The sequence below is a fragment of the Leminorella richardii genome, assembly GCF_900478135.1.
Lineage (GTDB): Bacteria > Pseudomonadota > Gammaproteobacteria > Enterobacterales > Enterobacteriaceae > Leminorella > Leminorella richardii.
Map to the genome: position 1 here is coordinate 1,082,637 of NZ_LS483470.1, position 24,864 is coordinate 1,107,500.

Genomic DNA, 24,864 nt, shown 5'->3' on the forward strand with positions numbered 1-24,864 from the left:
TCTCCGGTTGATTTGTTCTTTTTGAGCGATGTGTATAACCTTCTTGATGTTAGTAATGATAATTATTATCATTTAAAAAAGAGCAAATGGGGAGGCGCAGAATGTCCGATTCAAGTGCCATAGTGAGATCGGGAAAGATATCGCGAAAAGTCAGGCTTTCCCTGATGGGCCCCGCGTTTATTGCTGCCATCGGCTATATTGACCCCGGTAATTTTGCTACTAATATTCAGGCGGGCTCTGCATTCGGCTATCAACTGCTTTGGGTGGTTGTGTGGGCTAACGTTATGGCGATGGTGGTGCAGCTGTTTTCTGCCAAGTTGGGGATTGCCACCAATAAAAACCTTGCTGAACACATTCGAGACAGGTTTCCTCGGCCTTTGGTCTGGTTTTACTGGGTTCAGGCCGAGCTTATTGCAATAGCCACCGATCTGGCAGAGTTCATCGGTGCCGCTATCGGTTTCAAGCTGCTGCTGGGCGTTAGTTTGCTGCAGGGGGCGCTGATTACCGGTGCCTGTACTTTCCTTATTCTTATGCTGCAAAGTCGCGGCGATAAGCCTCTAGAAAGAGTGATCGGCGCATTTCTTCTGTTTGTTGCCTGTGCCTATATCATTGAGCTGTTCTTTTCTGCTCCCGACATAAAAGCCTTGTCGAAAGGCATGCTGATACCGGGGCTAGCAAACCACGATGCGGTATTTTTAGCGGCCGGGGTGCTGGGGGCAACGATTATGCCTCACGTTATCTATTTGCACTCTGCGCTAACCCAAAATACTAAGGGGACGCGCGAGGAGCGCTATAGCGCCACGAAGTGGGACGTGGCGGTCGCTATGACCATTGCCGGATTTGTGAATCTGTCCATGATGGCGATGGCGGCAGCAGTTTTTCACTTCAGCGGCCATACGGGTATTAGCGAGCTGGATGAAGCCTACGTGACGCTGGAACCTCTATTGGGCAAGTTTGCTGCGGTAACTTTTGCTCTAAGTCTAATCGTGGCGGGACTTTCTTCTACCGTGGTTGGCACGATGGCGGGTCAGGTTGTTATGCAGGGCTTTATCCACGTACGAATTCCGCTGTGGGTGCGGCGTTTGGTCACGATGCTGCCTTCACTTGTGGTTATTATGAGTGGTATGGATGCAACTCGGATCCTGATAACAAGCCAAGTCTTTCTCAGCTTTGGGATTGCGCTCGCGCTGATCCCATTATTACAGCTAACGGGGAACAGACAGCTGATGGGGGATATGGTCAATGGACGATGTATGCAAAATTTAGGCAAAGTCATCGTGGTGCTGGTGGTAGGGCTAAACGCTTACCTGCTGGTTGGATTTTTCGCTAGCGCCTAAACGGCGTGGCTCTCTTTTGGCCTAATCGGCTGACCCCGCTTCTGTTATTCCGAACGTTCTCTATTTGCTTTTTCCGAGTATTTTTCTGCGCGGGGCGTCAGTTTGTCGCTGAGCGTGGAGGAAATAGGGGTATTTGTTGTGTGAAAATATTCCGGCCGGCGAACCGACCGGAATAGAAAAGGGAAAAGAAAAGCCTTATCCCATCAGTAAAACCATCAGATAGGCAACGAACATCGCCAGGTGGGCAGCACCGTTAAGCACATTGGTTCTTCCCGTGGCAAATGAGCTTTGGCACAGAATAAGCACGCCAGAAAGTAGAACAATGTTTGGCATGGAGAGCCCGAATACCAGCTGCTGACCCGTGATAAGTGCAATACAGACAACGGCAGGAACTGTCAGCGAGATAGTGGCGAGCACTGAACCAAAAAAGAGGTTCATAGCGCGCTGCACTTGGTTATTCATTACCGCTCTCATTGCGCCCAAGCCTTCCGGCGAAAGGATCAGAAGCGCTATCAGGAAGCCGGTAAACTGAGGCGGCGCGTTCATGGCTGTCAACAGGTGCTCTAGGAGCGGTGCGTTAATTTTTGTAATGGCAATAACGGCAACCAGATGAACAATCAGCCAAACGGCGTGCCAGAGGTTACCGTGTGCCGAGGGCTTACCGTGAGGATCGTCAGGGTTGTCGCTTTCGTCTTCATGCTCGTAAATAAACAGGCTTTGGTGTGTTCTGGTTTGAATCACCAAAAAGACCAGATACATACCGGCAGACAGTAGGGCAACGATGCCAAGCTGTCCGGAAGTAAAGGTGCCGTTGTCGAAGAAGGCCGGTAAAATTAGCACAATAATTGCCAGCGGCAGCAGCGCGGTCAGGTACTGTTTAATGCCTGCCAGATTGACGTGCTGAGTTGCAAACTTGCGCCCGCCTAACAGTAGGGATACACCGACTAGACCACTCATAACAATCATTATGACGGCGTAGAGCGTGTCTCGCATAAGCGTTGGCCCAGTATCTCCGGTGACCATGAGCGCAGAGATAAGGCTAACCTCCAAGATCACCACCGCCAGACTGAGGATCAGAGAACCATAGGGTTCCCCTAGGCGGTGCGCCAGCACGTCTGCGTGACGAACCACGCTGAAGGCGCTGCCGAGTATGGCGACTAGAGCAAGAAGGTTAACCAGAGAAATTGTTAAAAGGCTGGTACTGTGCTGCATATAGAGCAGAACCGGAATTGCTATCATCGCTAGAATCAGCGAGTACTCTTTGTGACGCGTTTTGACGACGGGGTGATCCTGTGTTTGAACCATAAATTCTCTCTAAGTCTGGAAAGTTAATTTCATTATTGAAATGGGAATAACTCAGTTTTGCCAAATGTTACAGGCGAAATCAGGCAGGCCAATAGGCTAATAATCTGTAAGATATGCACATATTAGCCTATGGACAGCTTTGGTATATTCTTCTTAAAACTGCCAGCGCGCCCAGGTAAACAGTACGTTGCCGTTGTTATAAGTACCGGGAATATACGTGTTTTGCAGCGCAAAGTTTTTGTACTCAATAGAGAACAGCGGCAGCGGCAGAGGAATGGGAATATAGTTATAGTCGTGTCGAGCGGTGACTGCGGCAGTAAACCCTAACCCCAAACGCCAGTCGCGCTGGTCGCCGAAATACCAGTTTTTCTGATACCCGTAGCCAACGATAGGTTCAAATTGGTTATGGGAGTCCTGAAATTCCATGGCGTAAATAGAGTGCCAGTTTCCGTCTTTATCAAAACGTGACACTCCGTAGCCAATGCCCCACGGCCTTTCATTATAAGAATCTATTTTATCCTTGTCATACATAGCCCGGTTGTGCCAGGTATTTAAGGGAACGTAGAGATCTCTGGTCGGGGAATTCCACGTCTCTTTGACATTGCTTTTTATAGTTTCCCAAATGCCCTGATCTTCCATATTTGCATCTTCAGCGAAGGCGTTGAAGGAGAGCGCGGATAACAAAGCGATACTAGTAGTAATGGTTTTCATAAAGTTCATGGCTATGTGTGTTGATATCCATATCGTTGTGCGCTCTAGATGAACGCCTTATTCGGCATATTCGGGCAGTTCTATAGCCGAATATTATAGTAAACAGCTCTATTATAGATGAATTTCTATAGCGAATTCATTAATTACGCGTCGTTTTACCGGTACGTTAGTGATAACATTTTGTAATTACGCTGATATTTTTATGTAAAGTTACGTAGCGCGTTTTTCTTCCCTGATGGATAAAAAGCGGTGAGCGACATCAACACGGTTTTAGGCTAAAGTAGCGTCATCGTTTTACCCACTCAGTCAAGCGACACGAGGTTCGTTATGTACGACCACTATCAGGGACTTATCTTTGATATGGATGGAACGCTGCTCGATACGGAAGAGGGGCACCGCAAAGCCTGGGATGAGGTTCTTGCCAAGTATGGCATGAAGCTTGATTTAGACGCGGTCGTGGCGCTCAACGGCTCGCCCTCGTGGAAGGTTGCAGAGTTTGTCATCAATAGCTATCAGGTGGATATGGATCCTCACAGTCTGGCGCAGGAGAAGTTCGCCATTGTTGAGGAGATCGTACTTGATATGGTGAAACCACTGCCCATCGTAGAAGTTGTAAAACGCTATCGCGGGCAGAAACCTATGGCAGTGGGTACCGGCAGTATGCACGGCTTTGCCGATCGCCTGCTGAGGCACGTTGGCCTCCGCGACTGTTTCACTGCGATCGTCGGCGCTGACGATGTGACTAATCATAAGCCAGCACCGGACACTTTCCTGACCTGTGCATCGCTGATGAAGGTACCGGCTAAGGCGTGTGTGGTGTTTGAAGATGCTCCGCTGGGGCTACAGGCCGCGAAGGCGGCGGGAATGGATGCCGTTGACGTTCGGACGCTATGAATGAGGCGTGGCCTTTATTAACGCTGTTTGGCAGCAGCTTTCTCAGTGCAACCCTGCTGCCGGGCAACTCAGAAATTGTATTTATTACGCTGCTTTCTACGGTGGATACCCCGCCGGAGTTATTGCTATTGGCGGCGGTAGTCGGTAATACGCTGGGCGGCTTAGTGAACGTTGTCATAGGCCGTTTAGTTCCGGTGCTTAAGCACCATCCTCGTCTGGCATTAGCCACGACGTGGTTGCAGCGCTACGGTTCCCCCGTGCTGTTGCTAAGCTGGTTGCCCGTTGTGGGTGATTTATTATGTCTGTTGGCAGGCTGGTTACGTTTACCCTGGTGGTCGGTTACTTTTTTTATGTTGGCAGGGAAGTCATTACGCTATGCGGTAGTGATGATGATAACGCTGAAAAGCGCCTCTTTCTTTAGCTAAAAAAGAGTTAACGCTCTCAGAATGACGGTTTGTGCGGCAGGTGGTATGAACATGAATTGCGGGAGGTCAATTTGATCCCGGATGTATCGAAAGCGCTGTCTTGGTTAGAGGCGCACCCTCACGTTTTAAACGGTATCAAGCGCGGTATTGAACGGGAGACGCTGCGCGTCACCCCACAAGGGCACTTGGCCACGACACCACATCCTGCTTCTTTAGGCTCTGCGCTGTCTCATCGTTGGATAACGACCGACTTTGCCGAGGCGCTGCTAGAGTTTATTACGCCCGTTGACGACAGCGTCGATCACACGCTGGCCTTTCTGCGCGATATTCACCGTCACGTGAGTCGTGAGCTAGGCAGCGAGCTGATGTGGCCTTTAAGCATGCCCTGCTTTATCAATTCGGAAGATACCATTGAGCTGGCGCAGTACGGCTCTTCTAACGTTGGGCGCTTTAAAACGCTCTACCGTGAGGGGTTAAAAAACCGGTACGGTGCGCTGATGCAGACTATCTCCGGCGTTCACTACAACTTCTCATTACCGCTGGAGTTCTGGCAGGCAAGAGAAGGGGTCACTGATGAGCAAAGCGGTAAAGACAAAATTTCCGAAGGCTATTTCCGTTTAATCCGTAACTACTACCGCTTTGGCTGGACGATTCCTTTCCTGTTTGGTGCTTCCCCAGCGATCTGCTCTTCCTTCATTAAAGGTCGCGAAACTCAGCTCCCCTTTGAAAAGCTGAAGAGCGGTGCCTGCTATCTGCCTTATGCCACATCTTTGCGCATGAGCGATCTGGGCTATACCAACACAGCGCAAAGCAATCTGGGGATCACCTTTAACGATCTGGACACCTACGTTAAGGGTATTAAGAACGCGATTTCTACTCCTGCGCCGCAGTTTGAAGCGCTGAATGAGAAGAAGGACGGTGGTCACCAGCAGATCAACAGCAACGTGTTGCAGATTGAAAACGAATTCTATGCGCCGATCCGACCTAAGCGCGTGACTAAGGGGGGGGAATCACCCTCTGACGCTCTGCTTCGCGGCGGTGTGGAATATATTGAAGTCAGAGCGCTGGATATTAACCCGTTCTCACCTATCGGCATCGATGCGGATCAGGCTCGTTTCCTCGACCTGTTCCTGATTTGGTGTACGCTGGCTGACGCGCCGATGATGAGCAGCGAGGAGCTGCAGTGTACGCGCTATAATTGGAACAGAGTGATTCTGGAAGGGCGCAAGCCGGGGCAAACCATCGGTATTGGCTGTGACAGTGACCGCCAGCCGCTGGATGTGGTTGGTAAAGCGCTGTTTGCCGACCTGATGCGGGTTGCTGAAGTGCTGGACAGCGGTAATGACAATACGCTGTATCAGAACGTCTGTAAAAAGCTGGTGTCTGCGTTTGACTCTCCTGAGCTGACCTTCTCCGGCAGAATGCTGCAGGCAGTAAAGGACGTTGGTATCGGTCAGTTTGGGCTAGCGCTGGCTGAGCAGTACCGGCAGAGTCTGCAGTCTGAGCCATTGAGCGTTCTGACTGAAGAAGCTCTGGAAGCCGAACGAGTCGCCTCTTTACATCGTCAGGAAGAGATGGAAAAGCGGGACACGATAAGTTTTGATGAGTATTTGGCTGAGCAGAATCGCCGCTGATTTAGAGATAAAAAAAAGGCCACAGTCTAGTGGCCTTACAAAATATCTTTAATGAGGGATGATAACGAGTGTTCTTGTAATGATAAGACTCGTACTTTTAGAAAAGGTTCTGGGTTGAGCAAAAAAATCTCGTTTTTTTTAAGAAGGTGATGAAAATGCCACTGTTAGACAGTTTTACCGTAGACCATACCCGCATGTCCGCCCCAGCGGTTCGGGTAGCTAAAACCATGAAAACGCCTCTTGGCGATACCATCACGGTGTTTGATTTACGCTTCTGCCACCCAAATAAAGAAATTTTGCCAGAGCGGGGCATCCACACGCTTGAGCACCTGTTCGCTGGCTTTATGCGCGATCGTTTAAACGGCGACGGCGTGGAGATTATCGATATTTCTCCTATGGGCTGCCGCACTGGTTTTTACATGAGCCTTATTGGCGTACCGGATGAAGTAAGGGTGGCAAAAGCATGGGAAGCCGCCATGCAGGATGTACTGGGCGTACAGGATCAGGCGAAGATCCCAGAGCTGAACGAATACCAGTGCGGTACCTATTCAATGCACTCCCTGCAGGAAGCGCACGATATCGCGCGGCAAGTTATTGCTTCAGGGGTGGGCGTTAATCGGAATGAAGAACTGGCTTTACCGGCAGAGAAACTGGCTAGCCTGTAATATCGCGTTAATCGTAGCCAGAGCCCTGCCGTTTAGGCGGGGTTTATTTTTTGAAGAGCGGAGGAATTCGAGAAAAGAAAGATAACGCTAGACTTTTTCTTTCCCTGAACTGACCTGTGAACCTTTGGGGCGAATAACAACCTGCTTGATCATGTTGTTGCTGACCTTAACGATGTCCACACTGTAGTTCTTAAAATCGATATGGGTTCCGGCTTTGGGAATGTCTTCCAGATACTCCAACAGCAAGCCGTTAAGGGTTTTTGCCGCTGAGGTGGGCAGATGCCAGCCCATAGCCTTATTCAGGTCGCGAATGCTGGTGCTGCCGTCAACGGAAACCGAGCCGTCGGGCTGTCGAATAACCTCATCTTCCAGCGTTGGGGACATCGATGTGGTAAAGTCGCCAACGATTTCCTCAAGAATATCCTCAACGCTAACCAGCCCCTGAATATCGCCGTATTCATCGACAATTACGCCGACTTTTTCTCTATTGCGCTGAAATTTGACTAACTGAACGTTAAGCGGCGTTCCTTCTGGAATAAAGTAAATTTTGTCGGCAGCGCGCAGCAGCGTTTCTTTATTGAACTCGCTTTTTTCCATCATTAGGCGATAGGCCTCGCGAACCCGCAGCATGCCGATAGCGTCGTCAAGGGAGTCTCTATACAGCACTATACGGCCGTGGGGAGAGTGGGTGAGCTGCTTTAGAATGTCTTTCCAGTCGTCGTTAATGTTGATACCGACGATGTCCTGACGCGGCACCATGATGTCGTCAACGCTGATGGCTTCCAGATCCAATACCGACAGCAGCATGCTCTGATAGCGGTGGGAAATAAGCGGATTCGAGGCGTTAACGATAGTACGAAGCTCATCTTTACTGACGGCGTCAGAGCTTTTTACGTCGGAGCGCAGTCCGAACAGGCGCATAATAAAGCGCGTGATGCCGTTGAGCAGCCATACCAGCGGCGCCATGAGCTTTTGCAACGGCTTAAGCAGCAGGCTGCTGGGAAAGGCGACTCGCTCGGGATACAGAGCGGCTACCGTCTTGGGCAGGACTTCGGCAAACACCAGAATGATAAACGTGAGCAGACCGGTGGCGATAGCAACGCCGATGTCACCATAGAGGCGAATACCTATTACCGTTGAAAGGGCTGAAGCGAGAATATTGACCAGATTGTTGCCAATCAGCACTAGGCTGATAAGCCGGTCAGGACGCTGCAAAAGCTTTTCTACCCGCCGCGCCTGAGGATTGCCTTTGCTGGCCAGATAGCGAAGCCGATAGCGATTCAGAGTCATCATGCCGGTTTCCGACGCAGAGAAGTAGGCGGAAATCAGCACCAGAATAATCAGTATGATGATAAGCGTACTGGTCGATACGGTGTCCACCGAGTATTGCCCTCAAAATTATTAGCGGTTGGGTAACTCAAGTATAGGGCGTCTTGCCTACCAGCGCCCCAGCATCAGCTGAATAAAGCGGCTGCCAAAGTAGCCCAGCGTGAGCAGCACCGCGCCCGCGATGCTGAACCATACCACTTTACGCCCGCGCCAGCCCTGACGGAAGTGGCCCCAAAGCAAAACGAGATAAACCAGCCAGGCCATAATAGAGAGCACGGTTTTGTGCACATTTTCTCGGCCGAATAGGTTATCCAGATAGATAACGCCTGTTAGCAGCGTGAGCGTTAGCAGAACGACGCCAACCTGAGTGATGTGAAACATTTTCCGCTCAGTGGAAAGCAGGGGCGGCATGCCTGGCGCAAACGTCAACTTTTTATGCTTTAGCCGATAGTCAATCCACGCCAGCTGCGCGGCATAAAGCGCAGCAATAATCAGCGTTGCGTAAGAGAACAGCGCCAAAACGATGTGGGCAAGCAGCGTTGGGCTACCTTCCAGATGCAGGATAAATTCCCAAGGGGTGAAGCTGGCCAATGCAAGGTTAATGATAGAAAAACAGTACACAATGGGAAGCAGTACCCAGCCGCGATTTTTCGACGCCACGAAGGTCATGATGGCACTAATCAGCAGGCTGGCACCGGAGGCCATATTGAGCAGACTGATGTTTTGACCGTAGTCAACGTCGAAGACACGCTGCTGAAGCGCAATGCCGTGAAAAATAAGCGCAAATATCGCTGACACCAGCACCCAGCGGCGATGGAGACCTTTATTCTTTATCAGGCCGGGAATAATTAACCCGAGACTGGCTAAATAGGCAATCAGCGAAAGTATGGCAAAAACAGGCATAGTCGTTAACGTCTGGTTTATATAACCTTGAGATAAGTGAAAACAGTATAGCGTTAGTGGCGTCCCCCTCCAACCAATAACTGTTCTTCAGGCGGTTCATGGTATACTGGCCGAAATCTTTCCCGCGAATCGCGGATTATCATTAGTTAAAGCCATAGTTGAGCAGAAACGATGTTTGAAAATTTATCTGACAGATTATCGCGTACTCTTCGCAATATCAGCGGCCGTGGGCGGCTGACCGAAGACAATATTAAAGAGACTCTGCGCGAAGTGCGTATGGCGCTTCTGGAAGCTGACGTCGCTCTGCCAGTCGTGCGCGACTTTATCAATAGAGTGAAAGAGAGCGCTCTTGGGCAGGAAGTTAATAAAAGCCTGACGCCAGGGCAGGAGTTCGTCAAGATCGTCCGCAACGAGCTGGTGTCAGCGATGGGCGAGGAAAACGATGCGCTAAATCTCGCTGCACAGCCTCCCGCCGTTATTCTGATGGCCGGTCTACAGGGTGCCGGTAAGACGACCAGCGTCGCTAAACTGGCGAAGTTTCTGAAAGAAAAACAGAAGAAGAAAGTGCTGGTGGTGTCCGCCGACGTTTACCGCCCGGCGGCTATCCGCCAGTTGGAAACGCTGGCTGAGGCCATCGAGACGGACTTCTTCCCTTCCGACGCACAGGAAAAGCCTGTTGATATCGTCAACCGCGCTTTGTCTCACGCTAAGCTTAAGTTTTATGACGTACTGATCGTCGATACCGCCGGTCGCCTGCACGTTGATGAAGCCATGATGGACGAAATCAAGCAGGTGCACGCGGCGCTGAATCCGATAGAAACGCTGTTTGTGGTGGACGCCATGACCGGTCAGGACGCCGCCAACACCGCTAAGGCGTTTAATGAAGCGCTGCCGCTAACGGGCGTGGTGTTGACCAAGGTTGACGGTGACGCACGAGGCGGTGCGGCGCTTTCTATCCGCCATATTACCGGTAAGCCTATCAAGTTCCTGGGCGTTGGCGAGAAAACCGAAGCGCTAGAGCCGTTCCACCCCGATCGTGTTGCATCCCGCATTCTCGGCATGGGCGACATGCTGTCCCTGATCGAAGAGCTGGAGAGCAAGGTTGACCGCGTGAAAGCGGAGAAACTGGCTTCCAAGCTCAAGAAGGGGGACGGTTTTGACCTGACGGACTTCCTCGAGCAGCTCAAGCAGATGCGCAACATGGGCGGTATGGCCAGCATGATGAGCAAATTGCCGGGCATGGGGCAAATTCCGGACAACGTAAAGTCCCAGATGGATGACAAAGTGCTGGTTCGTATGGAGGCCATCATTAACTCGATGACCTTTAAAGAGCGCGAAGCACCAGAGATTATCAAAGGCTCCCGCAAGCGCCGCATTGCTGCCGGTTCCGGCGTGCAGGTGCAGGATGTCAACCGTCTGCTTAAGCAGTTTGACGACATGCAGCGCATGATGAAGAAAATGAAGAAAGGCGGTATGGCCAAAATGATGCGCGGCATGAAGGGTATGATGCCGCCGGGCATGATGCGCTAAGTGCTGAAAGAGAGGGCGTGATGACGTGCTTAATGAGGCTGTCTCAGGGAATGGCGCAGTTTTCTCCGTCGGAGAAAAAGATGGCGGCGTTTATTCTCGAGTCTCCCAAGCGCATTGTGACGCTCTCTTCTCAGGAACTGGCTGCGGCATTGAACGTGAGCCAGTCGGGCATTATTAAGTTTGCGCAAAAGCTGGGTTTTAAGGGCTACACGGCGCTTAAGCTGGCTATCAGTGAAGAACTGGGGCGTAATCGGCAGGTAGAGAAGTCAACGCTGCACCTGCACAATGAAATTACCGGCGATGACGATCTTCTGGCTATCGCTAACAAACTGCTGCTGGAAAAACAGAGTGCCCTTCGGGAAACCATGAACGCGCTGGATGCAAAGGTTTTCAACCAAGTGGTAGAAAAGGTGGCGGCCGCGCATAAGGTTCACATTGCCGGCATCGGTGGGTCAGCGCTGATTGCTAAAGATCTGGCCTATAAACTGTTGAAAATAGGCATTCCTGCCTTTTCTGAGTTCGATAGTCACGTGCAGTTGACCATTGCTCAAACGCTGGGGCCGAGCGACGTTCAGATTGCTATTTCCTATTCCGGCGTTCGGCGCGAGGTCGTACTGGCAGCAGAAGTCGCCAGAGCGCAGGGAGCGACGGTAGTTGCTATCACCTCTCTGAGAAACAACGCGCTGACACAGCAGGCTGACTTTGTGCTTCATTCTGTTGCAGACGAGGTTCAATGGCGTAGCTCTTCCATTTCTTCCCGCACGGCTCAGAACGCTGTGACCGATCTGCTGTTTATGGCGCTGGTGCAGCACGACCGCGAACGGGCCAACGGCCTGATCCAACAGAGCGGCGAGCTGGTGAAAAAAATACTTCTCTAAATCCAGCTTCAAGGCTCTTTTTTCTTATCTCTACCTATCTTTCTTTTTCCTCTCTCTCTCTCTTTCTTTCTCTTTAGTCTCTGGCGATGTGAATAGCGTCATAAAAATCGACAATGTCTATGTGCCTTTTTGAATAATTTATTATAATTACCTGTAGATTATTGGAATAAAAAATTCATTAAAGAAAACGCCTGCGCAGGAGATAAGCCCCATGATCGATCTGAGTCAAATGGTGACGGAAAGCCGTAATCCGGCCAGTGAACGCATTGATGAACTAACCACATTGGAGATGCTGCGGGTCATTAATGATGAAGATAAAAAAGTGGCTTTTGCGGTAGAAAAAGAGCTGCCTCACATTGCTCGCGCGGTGGATGCTATCAGCGAAGCCTTTAGCCTCGGTGGCCGGCTGGTGTATTGCGGTGCAGGAACCTCTGGAAGGCTGGGGATTCTGGATGCCAGCGAGTGTCCGCCAACCTATGGTACGCCTCCAGAGCAGGTTATTGGTCTTATTGCCGGTGGGCATCGGGCGATTCTGAAAGCGGTAGAAAACGCCGAAGACAGCCTTGAAATGGGCGTTGAGGATCTGAAAGCGATTGGTTTTAACGAGCGCGATGTTTTGGTGGGGATCGCCGCCAGCGGACGGACGCCTTACGTGTTGGCTGCCATGGCATACGCTGACTCGCTGGGAGCGACGGTTGTTAGCCTAAGCTGTAACCCAGAAAGCCCGATGGCTAAAGCCGCAAATATTGCTATTACGCCCGTTGTCGGCGGAGAGGTGGTGACTGGCTCGTCGCGCATGAAGGCCGGAACAGCTCAGAAGCTGGTGCTTAATATGCTGACAACCGGTGCCATGATCCGCACCGGAAAAGTGTATGGCAACCTGATGGTTGACGTAGAGGCGACCAACGCCAAGCTGATTGAACGGCAAAAGGGCATTGTGATGCAGGCGACGGGCTGTGACCGTGACGAAGCACAGGCTGCGCTAGAGCAGAGTGACGGTCACTGTAAGACGGCAATTGTGATGGTTTTAACCGGTGTGTCCGCCGAACAGGCAAAGGCGATGCTGGCAGCCCATCGCGGATTTATTCGCCCGGCGATAGAAGCCGGGCGTGAATAGCCAGGAGACAGCGGCAATGGCGAAAATAACCCAAGAGACAGTAGCGCAGATAGCGAAAGCCATCGGCGGGCTCGACAACGTGGTAAAAAGCGGCAACTGCATGACGCGGCTAAGGCTGACGCTAAAAGATAGCGGTCGTGCGGACACCGCGCAGATAAAGGCCATTCCCGGCGTGCTGGGCGTTATCGAAACTGATGAGCAGCTTCAAATTGTTCTTGGCCCGGGAAAGGCTCAGTCAGCAGCCGATATGATGGCGGCACTGTTGGCACAGCCCTATAGACAAGACAGTTCTTCAGAAAAAGCGCCGGAGGTTACCCTTAAGGATATTGCTGCGGCCAACAAGCGCGAAGTGAAAGCGCGACAGGGTAGCGCTATCCATAATTTTCTCAGCAAGTTTGCCACCATCTTTACGCCGCTGATACCGGGCTTTATTGCCGCCGGCCTGCTGCTTGGCGTGGCGACGCTGATTGAGCAGTCCGTTGTTCAAGGCGGTGGGGTAGTGACGGGTAATTTGCTTTATGTCATTACCTTTATGAAGGTATTTAGCAAGGGGCTGTTTGCCTTTTTAAGCATTATGATCGGCTATAACGCCCAGCAGGCGTTTGGCGGTACTGGTGTTAACGGGGCGATTATCGCCGCGCTGTTTATTCTGGGCTATGACCCCAAGGCCGTGACGGGGATCTACTCAGGCATGGAAACTTTCTTCGGCCTGACGATTGTGCCCAAGGGGAATATTATCGGCGTTCTGATTGCCACCCTGCTAGGCGCCTATGTAGAGCGAGCGGTCAGGCGCATTATTCCCGGCAATCTGGACATGATCCTCACCTCGGGCATTACTCTACTGATTATGGGGACGGTGACCTTTGTTCTGATCATGCCTTTCAGCGGCCTGCTGTTTAACGGCATGTCGTGGCTCTTTTTACACTTGAACAGTAACCCGATTGGCTGCGCGGTATTGGCTGGGCTGTTTCTTATTGCAGTGATGTTCGGCATTCATCAGGGATTTATTCCCGTCTATTTCGCCTTAATGGACGCTCAGGGTTTTAACTCGCTGTTTCCTATCTTATCTATGGCCGGCGCAGGCCAGGTCGGTGCCTCTCTGGCGCTGTACTTTAAGGCGGAAAAGAATTCGTTGCTGCGCACGCAGATCCGAGGGGCGATTATTCCCGGCATTTTGGGGGTTGGTGAGCCGCTTATCTACGGAGTTACGCTGCCAAGACTTAAACCATTTGTCACCGCCTGTATCGGTGGCGCAATAGGCGGCTTTTTTATCGGTACAGTTGCCTACCTTGGTCTGCCGATGGGGCTTAACAGCGCGTTTGGCCCCTCAGGGATTGTGGCGCTGCCGCTGATGACGTCGAACCACGGCATCTTTGCCGGCATGGCGGTGTATGGCTGTGGGCTGCTGGTGTCATATTTCGCAGGGTTTATCATTACCTGGTTCTTTGGCACCAAAGATGTCGATCTAACGTAGTTACTTAGTGATGAATGAAGGAATGCGCTCCAAAAGGAGCGCATTTTTTCTTTTTAAAGCCGTACGATAAGCTCAGCCAGCAGAGCGGAGCGTTTAACCAGATCGTCGAGGACAATATGCTCATGCTCAGCGTGCGGGCCTGCGCCGGTTGACCCCAAGCCGTCAAGGGTTGGAATACCTAGCGCTGCCGTGAAGTTACCGTCACTGCCGCCTCCGACAGAAGCTTCTCCGATTTCAAAGCCTAGCGCGCTGGCGGCCTCTTTAGCCTTGTCCATCAGTTTGCCAGAAGCTTCACTACGCTCCATCGGTGGGCGTACCATGCCGCCGCTGACGGTGAGTTGAATTCCCGCCATAACGGCGACTGAGTCGTAGATTGCCTTGTGGATCCGTTCTGCTTCATCCAGTCGGGTAACGCGTACGTCAATACTGAGGTTTGCTTCTTCAGCTACCACGTTAATCTTACTGCCGCCGCAGGCTACGCCAACGTTAACGGTTGTTCCGTTTTCCGGCGCGTTTAGGGAGTGGAGATACTGGATTTGGTAGGACATTTCCTGAATGGCGCTGATGCCGTCTTCTGGGTTGTTGCCCGCGTGGGCAGCGCGCCCTTTGATGTGCACGTAGAAACGCCCGGTGCCTTTACGACCGGTTTTTAGTGCGCCGCTGGCTGTAGCGGGTTCGGGAACTAGAACGGTCTGGTAGCCGGGGGCAATTTGCTCAATCAGCGGGCGGGAGCTCGGGCTGCCAAGCTCTTCGTCGGCATTGCAAAAAAAGCGGATTTGGCGATCGCCAAGCAGGTTGAGCTCTTTTAGTGCCCGAACAGCCCAAATCGCCTGTGTCAGACCCCCTTTCATATCCAGAACGCCGGGGCCGTAGAGTTTACCGTCTTCCTTTCTTAGCGTTAGGCGGCCGATGTCCCAAACGGTGTCAAAGTGCCCGATAATCAGTGTCTTTTTAGTACCTCTACCGATTTCAACCGTCAGGTGATTACCATATTCCGTTTGAGGAAAAACCTCAGCCTTTACGCCAAGATAGTCAGCAAACAGCGACTGAACCAGATCGCCGCAGGCGTCTACCGCCTGCTTGTCGTGAGAGGGTGATTCAGCACGAGCCAAACGCTCAAGATCGGCCAGAATGTCGTGCTGATGCTGGGTCAGGTAGGCAAGAATTGTGGACATGGTTTCACCTTTGATTTTTTAGGATGTGCTTCAAGCATATTCCTCTAAAGGGTGAAAACAAAGTCAAAAACTACACATCTGTCGGGGAGAACGATGTCGGTTTTGCATGGCGACTTCGTTCTTTGCATTGTGAGTTTATCGGGCGATTGCTAGCTTGTACTGAATGAATAACAAACAAAAATGAGAAAACCTATGTACCAATATGACAAGGTAGTAAAAGGCGTTTGGGTAAAAGATCCGATTAACGGTGTGGATTGTCGGGCGGATATTGCCATTGTTGATGGAAAAATTGCCGCCATTGAAGCGGATATTCCCATGAGCCAGGGAAGAACGCTGATTGACCTTGGCGGCTATACCGCGATTCCCGGCATTATCGATCCCCATACGCACGTCAGTGCATTCTGGGGTAGCGACAACGGCCAGACAATGCTGGCCAAGGCGGGGGTATGTACAACGTTGGACATGGCAGGGCCGATGGAAGATATTCTTCAGTCGATCCCTCAGCACGGTGCAGGGCTTAACGTGGCGATTTTGCAGTATGCGAGTCCACCCTATACCTTTAACAGCGCTTCGCCGTCATCGGCAGAAATCAGTGGACTGGTAGAAAAAAGCCTGCGCGACGGTGCCTACGGTGTGAAGCTGCTGGGCAGGCACTATCCGCTAACGCCGGATGCTTCAGCACAGCTTATTGCTGAAATCGCCCGTCAGGGAGGGTACGTAGCCTGGCATGCGGGAACCACAGAGCACGGCTCCAATATTGAGGGCATGCGTGAAGCTATCGCTATGGCTGACGGTCATTTTCTTCACCTAGCGCATATCAACAGCTACTGTCGTGGAGCGATCAATCCTGAGCTGGAAGAGGCTCAGGAGGCGATTTCTCTGCTGATTAAGAACCCCAATATTTACAGTGAGTCCTATATTTCTCCCCTTAACGGGACCAGCCTAGCCTGTAAGGACGGCGCGCCGATCAGCAAAGTCACCTGTAATAGCCTGATTAAGCTCGGCTTCGAGGCGACGGAAGCAGGAATGGAAAAGGCGTTTCGGGCAGGGAAAGTCGGATGCGTGGTGAACGGCGGCAGTGAGAGTGTACGCGTGACTGGCGAAGAAGGCATTCGGCTGTGGCGGGAGCACGAAACCGAATTGGGGGGAATGTTCCCGGTCAATCCTCCCATGCCTAGGATCATGCTGGCTGAAGCCAAACGACCGAGCGGTGATTTCGTTGTGGACTGCCTGTCCACCGATGGCGGCTGCCTGCCGCGCAACGTACTGATCGAGAAGGGACTTGGTCTGGTCTTCCTTGATGTGCTCAGCCTAGATGAGTTCATTATTAAAACCTCTTGGAACCCTTCTCGTATGCTGCGTTTGACCCAAAAAGGTAGTTTAGGCATCGGGATGGATGCGGATATCACTGTGCTGGATGTTGAACGAAGGCTACCGGTTGCGACCATCGTTGGCGGTGAGGTGGCGATGTTTAAAGGGTTGGTCTGTGGACGCGGTTCGACCATCATCTGTACTGAGAACGGAGAGGCGAGCCTACAGGCAAGAGGGATAAAAACCTGTGTCGCCGATCCGTCTCAAAGGCCGCTGGCAATGAGTGCAACTCGCTGACCTAGAGAGGCCCTTTGTGCGGCAGTTGACAGTAATACTCGGTTTTTCATGCTCGGTTTGCGATTAAAGCACCAATAGCGGGCGCTTTAAGTTGCTTTTTGCGCCAAAACGAGTAAAATTTTTGGGCTTTTTATATAACACCAGACCCCGTTCCTCGATGGGGTCTGTGTGTTTTATTAACTCAAAAGAGGATGTTATGGTAACAATTCGTTTAGCTCGTGGCGGCGCTAAAAAGCGTCCGTTTTATCAAGTTGTCGTGACCGACAGCCGCAATGCGCGCGATGGTCGCTTCATTGAACGCGTAGGCTTCTTCAACCCGATCGCTACCGGTCAGGCTGAGCGTCTGCGTTTAGATCTGGATCGCGTCAATCACTGGATCGGTCTGGGTGCAACGGTTTCTGACCGTGTTGCACAGCTGATTAAAGAAGCTGGTAAAGCAGCTTAACTTGTCTGGGTGTCATTCATTATGAGCGCGCTATTAAATCCCGTAGTCCTTGGTAAGCTAGGGTCTGCATATGGAATTCGAGGCTGGCTCAGAGTGTTTTCATCCACCGAGCAGTCTGAAAGCATTTTTGACTACGGGCCGTGGTATATCAAGCGGGCCGGTGAGTGGCGAATCGTCGAGCTGGAAAGCTGGAAACGCCACAATCAGGATTTGATCGTGAAGCTGAAAGGCGTTGACGATCGCGATGCTGCCCACGTGTTGGCTAACTGCGAGATTGCCGTTAACACTGAGCAGTTGCCTACCCTTGAAGAGGGCGATTACTACTGGAAAGACCTCATGGGCTGTAAAGTAGTAACCACTTCAGGATATGAACTGGGAAAAGTCACTGACATGATGGAAACCGGTTCTAACGACGTTTTAGTCGTTCGGGCAAACCTGAAAGATGCTTTTGGCGCCAAGGAGCGCTTAATTCCGTTCCTTGATGGGCAAGTGATTAAGAAAGTCGATCTCGCTGCTCAATCGATTGAAGTCGATTGGGATCCCGGTTTTTAATTCCGTGCCTCGCGCATTAGGTGCAGGGCGGTTGTTACAGATGGAACGTTAAGCATGTGGATTGGGGTTATTAGCCTGTTCCCGGAAATGTTCCGTGCGGTAACCGACTATGGAGTAACCGGCCGAGCAGTAAAGAATGGCCTGCTGAGTGTCAACGTCTGGAGTCCTCGCGACTTCACGCACGACAGGCATCGCACCGTTGACGACCGGCCTTACGGCGGTGGTCCCGGCATGTTGATGATGGTTCAGCCCTTACGGGACGCCATACACGAAGCGAAAGCGGCAGCGGGTGAAGGGGTGAAGGTGATCTATCTTTCACCACAGGGGCGCAAACTTGACCAGACTGGCGTTTGCGAGCTGGCGATGAATGAGAAGATGATTCTGATTTGTGGCCGGTATGAGGGAATAGACGAGCGCGTGATTCAAACCGAAGTCGATGAGGAGTGGTCCATTGGTGATTACGTTCTCAGCGGCGGAGAGCTTCCCGCGATGACGTTGATTGATTCAGTCTCCCGCTTTATTCCGGGGGTGCTGGGGCATCAGCAGTCAGCCGAAGAGGACTCGTTTGCCGACGGTCTTTTAGACTGTCCGCACTATACCCGACCTGAGGTGTTAGACGGCATGGAAGTACCGGAAGTGCTGCTTTCGGGCAACCATGAACACATTCGCCGCTGGCGCCTGAAGCAGTCGCTGGGTCGAACCTGGCTTAGAAGACCTGAGCTTCTGGAAAGCCTAGCTCTGACTGATGAGCAAGCAGCGCTGTTAACCGCATTCCAAAAAGAATGGGAAGAACAGCAAGACTAACGGGTAACGTTGTGTTCCCGACGTTTCAGTTTACCTAGGGTAAGAGAGATATTATGAGCAACATTATTAAGCAACTTGAAGACGAACAAATGAAGAAGGACGTACCTGCATTCCGTCCGGGTGATTCCGTGGAAGTTAAGGTATGGGTCGTTGAAGGCAGTAAGAAACGTCTGCAGGCATTCGAGGGCGTGGTTATCGCTATCCGTAACCGCGGTCTGCACTCTGCATTCACTGTTCGCAAGATTTCTAACGGCGAAGGCGTAGAACGCGTGTTCCAAACTCACTCTCCAGTGGTTGACAGCATTACCGTTAAGCGTCGTGGTGCCGTTCGTCAGGCTAAACTGTACTACCTGCGTGAGCGTGCCGGTAAGTCTGCTCGTATCAAAGAGCGTCTTGCTAAAGCTAGCGCTTAAGCGACATCCAAAAGCAATATGCAAAGGGCTTAGCAGTGCTAAGCCCTTTTTCTTTTCTATCTTTCAACTCTATTTTTTAATTTCACTGAAGGTGATTACACCCAACCTTTGGCGCGGAATTCGTTAAGCACGCTGACAAAGGTGGTCATTTCTTCGGGAGTACCCAGCGTTAGGCGATTCCAGCCCGTTGCCGGAGGAAATTCGCGGCCAACGAAAACGTGGTATTCCTTCATGCGATTCTGATAGGTTTTAACGTCCCCGGGTACTTTATGGAAAATGAAGTTTGCCTGTGAGGGCAGATATTCCAGTCCCAGCTTGTCTAGCGCTGCAGTAACGATTTTTCGCGCTGTATCTACAGAGGTTTTGCTAATCGTCAGGAAGGTTTTGTCTTCCAGCGATGCGAGAGCCGCCGCCGCGCCTGCTGCGTTAGTATTGTCGATAGACATAAAGGCTTCGATCTGGGCAATGACCTCTGGATGGGCAACCGCATAGCCAATGCGCAGACCTGCCAGCGCATAGATTTTTGAGAACGTGCGGGTAACGATGACCTTTTTGTTCCCTTTCAGAACCAGTTCGATGCCGCTGCGGAAGCTGGGATCGGTCACGAATTCGGCATAGGCTTCATCCAGAATAAACAGCGTGCTTTCTGACGCATCGGCGATCCACGGCTCTAACTGATCGGCGGGAGTAATCGTTGCGGTAGGATTATTCGGGTTACACAGATAGACAATAGATACACCGTCAAATGCATCAACCGCTTTCTTTAAGCCGACAACGTCGAATCCTAGCTTATCGTTCAGTGGAACTTTAACAACGCTGGCCCCTAAGGAAGATGCATAGAGTTCCGCATAGTTGAAGGTGGGATCGGGGGCAACCAGCTGAACTTTTTTACCTGCTTTTTGCGCCTGATATATCCCCATCTGAACGGCAGCCTGAATAGATTCAGAGGAACCATTGCCTAAAGATAAATTGGCTACCTGAAGTTTATGCACTTCGGCGATTTTCTCGACGAGTTTTTCTCTGGCGGCATCAGGGTAGCGGAAGGCCTGTGTTAGCGCTTCAACCGCAGCCTGATGAGCCTTTGGGGACATACCCAGTGAGTTTTCGTTAAAGTTCAGCAGCAGTGGACTTTCTTTAGTCGGTACTGGTAGTGCAGACGATGGGCTTGCTGGTTTTGTACCCTGGCTGGCTCTTGCGGTACCGGTGACGAGCTGGCCAAGAGTCAGGCCGCCCAGCAAAAGGCCGGATGATTTAAGAAGTGTTCGCCTGTCCATATTGTTTTTACCCCATAGTGAATTATTATTCATAAAAATCGATATCTGAACTAAATTAGCGGGTTTTATAAATGATGTAAATAAGGGATCGGACAGGAAAGTAGAAACAACACGGCCGCGATATACGCGGCCGTGTTTAAAGATAAAACGAAAGGTTACGACTTAACGTCGTTGGCTTCAATAATGCGTTTGACCTTATCAGCCTGAGGTGCCAGATTTAATTTCTGATAGGCATTTTCCATCAGCGGCAGCGCGTTACGCGTCGCTTCAGAGTCCGGATAGTCGCGCATCATTTGCTCTACGCGGTTAATGACAGCGACATAGGCGCCGCGCTTAGTATAATATTGCGCGACGGAAAGCTCGTAGTTAGCCAGACGGTTGTGCAAATACACCAGACGCTTCTGCGCATCGTTGGCGTAAGCGCTCTGTGGAAAACGGCGAACCAGCTGTGTGAAGTCGCTGAATGCGGCACGGGCGTGCTGCGGATCGCGATCGGAGCGGTCAATTCCGAAGAAGTTCTGTATCATGTTGCCGTCAAACGCCATATCCGTCAGGCCGCGCATGTACATGACATAGTCAACGTTAGGGTGCGTCGGGTTTAAGCGAGCGAAGCGATCGATAGTGGCCTGTGCCAGCGGCAGCTCGTCAGCCTTGTAGTAGGCGTAGATGAGGTCAAGTTGAACCTGTTGAGAATAGGGGCCAAACGGGTAGCGGCTGTCTAGCGCTTCCAGTTCAGTGATAGCGCCACGAAAGTTACCGCTTTGCAGCTTTTCCTGGGCGGTTGCATACATTTCCGCTGGCGGAGTATCGGGAACCTTGTCCGATGAGCAGCCGGCCAATGTCAGGCTTACTATGGCCGCAGCCACTAACTTTTTCATAGGCATCATGACGCTTTGATTATCCTCAGAGTGTTGTTTCAGAAGCTATCCTTTCAGCTTCTGAGAAGTAACAGATACAATAGCATAATATTTTAAACGGCATTGCCGCTAAAACCCAACTGAAAACTTAAGAAGTCACTTTATGTCACAGCAAGTACAGCTTACTGCAACAGTTCAGGAATCACAGCTCGGTCAGAGATTAGATCAGGCATTGGCCGAATTGTTCCCCGATTATTCACGATCTCGTATAAAAGAATGGATCTTGGAAGAGCGCGTGTCGGTTAACGGCCAGATTATCTCCAAGCCGAAAGAAAAAGTGCTTGGCGGGGAGTGTATCTTAGTCGATGCGCTGATAGAAGAGGAAACGCGTTGGGAGCCTCAGGATATCGCTCTGAATATCGTCTATGAAGATGATGACATTATCGTTATCAACAAGCCGCGCGATCTGGTTGTGCACCCTGGCGCGGGCAATCCTGATGGCACAGTGCTGAATGCGCTTTTGCATCACTATCCAGCCATTGCCGACGTGCCGAGAGCCGGCATTGTGCACCGTTTGGATAAGGATACTACGGGTCTGATGGTGGTAGCGAAAAACGTACCCGCCCAGACTCGTCTGGTAGAGGCGCTTCAGGCACGGGAAATTACCCGTGAGTATGAGGCCGTAGCGATCGGTATTATGGCCGGTGGTGGTACAGTAGATGCCGCGATTGCTCGTCACCCGACCAAGCGTACCCATATGTCAGTTTACCCAATGGGAAAACCGGCAGTGACTCACTATCGCATTATGGAGCGCTTTCGTGCCCATACCCGCCTGCGCCTGCGTTTAGAGACCGGCAGAACGCACCAGATTCGTGTGCACATGGCGCATATCAGCCACCCTCTGGTGGGCGATCCGCTGTATGGCGGTCGTCCTCGTCCGCCAAAAGGCGCGTCTGAAGCCTTTATTCAGCAGCTTCGCAACTTCGACCGTCAGGCGCTGCACGCGACAATGCTGCGTTTGTATCATCCCATTAGTGGTGAACTGATGGAGTGGCACGCGCCGCTGCCCGATGACATGGTGGAACTGGTTGCTGCACTGCGTGAAGATACTGAACAGTTTAAAGACCAACTGGACTGGACATGATCCCGCTAATTTATCCTGAGTGGCAGGGGCCAGCGAACGTTAAGGCGCTGGCGACAACGCGAATAGGCGGCGTTAGTCCGCCGCCTTATGAGTCGCTAAACGTGGGCGATCACGTCGATGATTCACCGCTAAACGTGACTGAAAATCGTCGGCGCTTGGGTGAGCAGTTAGGTTCATCGATTGAGATTGGCTGGCTCTCTCAGGTACACGGCACTGACGTTTTGTCGATGGACGCTTATCGCGCCGCCGATAACTGTGCCGATGCGTCCTATAGCTGTTTGCCAGAAAAGGCCTGTGCGGTAATGACGGCAGACTGTTTACCAGTGCTGTTTTGTTCCGTCCATGGCAATGAAGTCGCTGCCGCTCATGCTGGATGGCGAGGCCTTCAAAGCGGCGTTTTAGAGCGAACTCTTGAACGTTTCAACGCGCGGCCGGGAGAAGTGATGGCCTGGCTTGGGCCAGCGATAGGGCCAGAATGCTTTGAAGTTGGTGCGGAAGTGCGGGATGCCTTTATGGATATTGATCCTCAGGCCGCTTTGGCGTTTCAGCCCCGTGGAAATAAATATCTGGCGGATATCTACCTTCTTGCTCGCCAGCGTCTCATCGCTGCCGGAGTTGAAAAAATTTACGGCGGAACTTACTGCACAGTAAGCCAACCTGAACTATTTTTTTCCTATCGGCGTGAAAAAACGACCGGCAGGATGGTGAGTCTTATTTGGTTCGAGTAATCGCCTGACAGAACGACTGACTGTTAATCTGTCGTTTCCTCATAGCGTCAGGCAGAGAGCTGCCTGACGCACTAGTGTTAAAAAATCTCTCCATTCTGTGACTGATGTTGATAAAAATATATTGACTTTAGTCTTGAAAACCGCCTTGCCAGCCTCATCTATACGACATAGCAACATTGCTAACCCTATTTTTCTCTGGAGGTGTTATGCGTCTAGATCGTTTAACCAGTAAGTTTCAACTCGCTTTGGCCGATGCTCAATCATTAGCGCTGGGGCGTGATAATCAGTTTATTGAACCTATCCATTTAATGAGCGCGCTGCTAGCGCAGGAAGGGGGCAGCATTCGTCCTCTGCTGACGTCCGCGGGTGTTGACGTTAATCGTCTGCGTAATGATTTGAACGATGCGCTAAGCCGTACCGTTCAGGTTGAAGGGGCCGGTGGTGACGTTCAGCCGTCCAATGAGCTTATCCGCATGCTGAACCTGTGCGACAAGCTGGCGCAGAAGCGCAGCGACAAGTTCATTTCTTCGGAGCTGTTTATTCTTGCCGCGCTGGAAGAGCGCGGGCAGCTGGCTGACCTACTTAAGAAAGCAGGGGCTGTGGAAAGTAAAGTCAGCCAGGCGATTGACCAAATGAGGGGAGGAGATAACGTGGACGACGCCAGTGCAGAAGACCAGCGTCAGGCGCTGAAGAAATATACTGTCGATATGACCGAGCGTGCAGAGCAGGGTAAACTCGATCCGGTTATCGGTCGTGATGAAGAAATTCGCCGGACTATTCAGGTACTACAGCGTCGTACTAAAAACAACCCTGTGTTGATCGGTGAGCCCGGTGTTGGTAAAACCGCTATTGTTGAAGGTCTGGCTCAGCGAATTGTTAACGGTGAAGTGCCCGAAGGCTTGAAAAACAAGCGGGTGTTGGCGCTGGACATGGGGGCTTTGATTGCTGGCGCAAAGTATCGCGGCGAGTTCGAAGAGCGTCTAAAGGGAGTTTTAAACGATCTGGCCAAGCAGGAAGGCAGCGTTATTCTGTTTATTGACGAACTGCACACTATGGTCGGTGCCGGTAAGGGCGACGGCGCAATGGACGCGGGCAACATGCTTAAGCCAGCTTTGGCGCGGGGCGAGCTGCACTGCGTTGGGGCAACAACCCTAGATGAATATCGTCAGTATATTGAAAAAGATGCGGCGCTGGAGCGGCGCTTCCAGAAAGTTTACGTAGCGGAGCCGACAGTGGAAGACACTATCGCTATTCTGCGCGGTTTGAAGGAGCGCTATGAGCTACACCACCACGTACAGATTACCGATCCGGCTATCGTTGCGGCTGCGACCCTGTCCCATCGCTATATTTCGGACAGACAGTTGCCGGACAAAGCCATTGACCTGATCGATGAAGCCGCTTCCAGCATCCGTATGCAGATGGACTCCAAGCCTGAGTCGCTGGATCGCCTCGATCGACGCATAATCCAGTTAAAACTGGAACAGCAGGCGCTGCTTAAGGAGTCCGATGACGCCAGTAAAAAGCGCCTTGATATGCTGAATGAAGAGCTTGAGCAAAAAGAGCGCGAATATTCTGAATTGGAAGAAGAGTGGAAAGCGGAAAAGGCCGCAGTGTCTGGTACGCAAAGCATTAAAGCCGAGTTAGAACAGGCCAAAACAACGC

Annotated in this window: 24 protein-coding genes (1 of these 24 cut by a window edge); 17 read left to right on the forward strand and 7 right to left on the reverse strand. The window is 51.5% G+C overall.

Annotation, left to right across the window (positions count from 1 at the left end; translation table 11 throughout):
• The first annotated feature begins 101 nt into the window (after positions 1–101).
• Positions 102–1,337 carry an Nramp family divalent metal transporter gene (locus tag DQM29_RS05115; RefSeq protein WP_111739607.1) on the forward strand — a complete coding sequence of 412 codons (1,236 nt, stop codon included), beginning with the start codon at positions 102–104 and terminating at the stop codon, positions 1,335–1,337.
• 195 nt (positions 1,338–1,532) lie between these two features.
• Here the strand turns inward: DQM29_RS05115 and chaA are convergent, their stop codons facing one another.
• Both chaA and pagP read right to left on the reverse strand, forming a co-directional pair.
• The gene (chaA, locus tag DQM29_RS05120; protein WP_111739608.1) at positions 1,533–2,642 is read right to left on the reverse strand and encodes a sodium-potassium/proton antiporter ChaA; all 1,110 of its coding nucleotides are present in this window, start codon (positions 2,640–2,642) and stop codon (positions 1,533–1,535) included.
• A 153-nt stretch (positions 2,643–2,795) separates the two neighbouring features.
• Positions 2,796–3,362: a lipid IV(A) palmitoyltransferase PagP gene (gene pagP / locus DQM29_RS05125; protein WP_111739609.1), complete on the reverse strand. Its 567-nt coding sequence runs from the start codon at positions 3,360–3,362 to the stop codon at positions 2,796–2,798.
• 318 nt (positions 3,363–3,680) lie between these two features.
• On the opposite strand from pagP, the gene yqaB reads away from it, so the two are divergent.
• The 4 genes from yqaB (at position 3,681) to luxS (ending at position 6,971) form a co-directional block, all read left to right on the forward strand.
• A complete protein-coding gene (gene yqaB / locus DQM29_RS05130; RefSeq protein WP_111739610.1) occupies positions 3,681–4,247 on the forward strand; it encodes a fructose-1-phosphate/6-phosphogluconate phosphatase in 567 nt (188 codons plus the stop codon).
• Complete coding sequence (locus tag DQM29_RS05135) at positions 4,244–4,672, forward strand: YqaA family protein (RefSeq protein ID WP_111739611.1); 429 nt, start codon at positions 4,244–4,246, stop codon at positions 4,670–4,672. The genes yqaB and DQM29_RS05135 overlap by 4 nt, the downstream gene beginning before the upstream one ends.
• Before the next feature lie 71 nt (positions 4,673–4,743).
• A complete protein-coding gene (gene gshA, locus DQM29_RS05140) occupies positions 4,744–6,306 on the forward strand; it encodes a glutamate--cysteine ligase (RefSeq protein ID WP_111739612.1) in 1,563 nt (520 codons plus the stop codon).
• 155 nt (positions 6,307–6,461) lie between these two features.
• Positions 6,462–6,971, forward strand: coding sequence for an S-ribosylhomocysteine lyase (gene luxS, locus DQM29_RS05145; RefSeq protein ID WP_111739613.1), 510 nt, complete (start codon positions 6,462–6,464; stop codon positions 6,969–6,971).
• Positions 6,972–7,058: 87 nt separating this feature from the next.
• On the opposite strand, the gene DQM29_RS05150 is transcribed toward luxS, so the two are convergent.
• Together DQM29_RS05150 and DQM29_RS05155 are read right to left on the reverse strand one after the other, a co-directional pair.
• A complete protein-coding gene (locus tag DQM29_RS05150) occupies positions 7,059–8,351 on the reverse strand; it encodes a CNNM domain-containing protein (RefSeq protein WP_111739614.1) in 1,293 nt (430 codons plus the stop codon).
• Between the two features lie 57 nt (positions 8,352–8,408).
• Positions 8,409–9,203: a cytochrome C assembly family protein gene (locus tag DQM29_RS05155; protein WP_111739615.1), complete on the reverse strand. Its 795-nt coding sequence runs from the start codon at positions 9,201–9,203 to the stop codon at positions 8,409–8,411.
• A gap of 171 nt (positions 9,204–9,374) precedes the next feature.
• Between DQM29_RS05155 and ffh the strand changes: the two genes are divergently transcribed.
• The 4 genes from ffh to murP all read left to right on the forward strand — a co-directional run bounded on the left by ffh (position 9,375) and on the right by murP (position 14,202).
• Complete coding sequence (gene ffh / locus DQM29_RS05160; RefSeq protein ID WP_111739616.1) at positions 9,375–10,733, forward strand: signal recognition particle protein; 1,359 nt, start codon at positions 9,375–9,377, stop codon at positions 10,731–10,733.
• Between the two features lie 20 nt (positions 10,734–10,753).
• Complete coding sequence (locus DQM29_RS05165) at positions 10,754–11,611, forward strand: SIS domain-containing protein (protein WP_111739617.1); 858 nt, start codon at positions 10,754–10,756, stop codon at positions 11,609–11,611.
• Positions 11,612–11,822: 211 nt separating this feature from the next.
• Entirely contained in the window at positions 11,823–12,728 is a 906-nt protein-coding gene (gene murQ / locus DQM29_RS05170) for an N-acetylmuramic acid 6-phosphate etherase (RefSeq protein ID WP_111739618.1), read from the forward strand.
• Between the two features lie 16 nt (positions 12,729–12,744).
• Entirely contained in the window at positions 12,745–14,202 is a 1,458-nt protein-coding gene (gene murP / locus DQM29_RS05175) for a PTS N-acetylmuramic acid transporter subunit IIBC (RefSeq protein ID WP_111739619.1), read from the forward strand.
• Between the two features lie 53 nt (positions 14,203–14,255).
• On the opposite strand, the gene DQM29_RS05180 is transcribed toward murP, so the two are convergent.
• Positions 14,256–15,377: a M20 family metallopeptidase gene (locus DQM29_RS05180; protein ID WP_111739620.1), complete on the reverse strand. Its 1,122-nt coding sequence runs from the start codon at positions 15,375–15,377 to the stop codon at positions 14,256–14,258.
• Between the two features lie 192 nt (positions 15,378–15,569).
• Here DQM29_RS05180 and DQM29_RS05185 point away from each other — a divergent pair, with 192 nt between their 5' ends.
• From DQM29_RS05185 to rplS, 5 genes are all read left to right on the forward strand, one after another.
• On the forward strand, positions 15,570–16,985 hold the full coding sequence (locus tag DQM29_RS05185) for an amidohydrolase family protein (protein WP_111739621.1): 1,416 nt from the start codon (positions 15,570–15,572) through the stop codon (positions 16,983–16,985).
• A gap of 196 nt (positions 16,986–17,181) precedes the next feature.
• Complete coding sequence (rpsP, locus tag DQM29_RS05190; RefSeq protein ID WP_111739622.1) at positions 17,182–17,430, forward strand: 30S ribosomal protein S16; 249 nt, start codon at positions 17,182–17,184, stop codon at positions 17,428–17,430.
• Positions 17,431–17,451: 21 nt separating this feature from the next.
• Complete coding sequence (gene rimM / locus DQM29_RS05195) at positions 17,452–17,982, forward strand: ribosome maturation factor RimM (protein WP_111739623.1); 531 nt, start codon at positions 17,452–17,454, stop codon at positions 17,980–17,982.
• A gap of 54 nt (positions 17,983–18,036) precedes the next feature.
• Positions 18,037–18,786 (forward strand): tRNA (guanosine(37)-N1)-methyltransferase TrmD, encoded by a 750-nt coding sequence (gene trmD, locus DQM29_RS05200; protein WP_111739624.1) that lies wholly within the window; start codon positions 18,037–18,039, stop codon positions 18,784–18,786.
• 53 nt (positions 18,787–18,839) lie between these two features.
• Positions 18,840–19,199 carry a 50S ribosomal protein L19 gene (gene rplS / locus DQM29_RS05205; protein ID WP_111739625.1) on the forward strand — a complete coding sequence of 120 codons (360 nt, stop codon included), beginning with the start codon at positions 18,840–18,842 and terminating at the stop codon, positions 19,197–19,199.
• Positions 19,200–19,294: 95 nt separating this feature from the next.
• Here rplS and DQM29_RS05210 read toward each other — a convergent pair whose 3' ends face one another.
• Together DQM29_RS05210 and bamD are read right to left on the reverse strand one after the other, a co-directional pair.
• Positions 19,295–20,473 carry a pyridoxal phosphate-dependent aminotransferase gene (locus DQM29_RS05210; RefSeq protein WP_111739626.1) on the reverse strand — a complete coding sequence of 393 codons (1,179 nt, stop codon included), beginning with the start codon at positions 20,471–20,473 and terminating at the stop codon, positions 19,295–19,297.
• A gap of 155 nt (positions 20,474–20,628) precedes the next feature.
• Complete coding sequence (gene bamD / locus DQM29_RS05215) at positions 20,629–21,360, reverse strand: outer membrane protein assembly factor BamD (RefSeq protein ID WP_111739627.1); 732 nt, start codon at positions 21,358–21,360, stop codon at positions 20,629–20,631.
• A gap of 133 nt (positions 21,361–21,493) precedes the next feature.
• Here bamD and rluD point away from each other — a divergent pair, with 133 nt between their 5' ends.
• The 3 genes from rluD to clpB form a co-directional block, all read left to right on the forward strand.
• Positions 21,494–22,474, forward strand: a complete 981-nt coding sequence (gene rluD / locus DQM29_RS05220) for a 23S rRNA pseudouridine(1911/1915/1917) synthase RluD (RefSeq protein WP_111739628.1) — start codon at positions 21,494–21,496, stop codon at positions 22,472–22,474.
• Complete coding sequence (pgeF, locus tag DQM29_RS05225; RefSeq protein WP_111739629.1) at positions 22,471–23,202, forward strand: peptidoglycan editing factor PgeF; 732 nt, start codon at positions 22,471–22,473, stop codon at positions 23,200–23,202. Before rluD ends, pgeF begins: the two co-directional genes overlap by 4 nt.
• A gap of 206 nt (positions 23,203–23,408) precedes the next feature.
• Positions 23,409–24,864, forward strand: partial view of an ATP-dependent chaperone ClpB gene (gene clpB, locus DQM29_RS05230; protein ID WP_111739630.1) — the 5' portion only. It continues 1,118 nt past the right edge of the window; the window shows 1,456 of its 2,574 coding nt (coding positions 1–1,456); its start codon is at positions 23,409–23,411; the stop codon falls past the right edge of the window.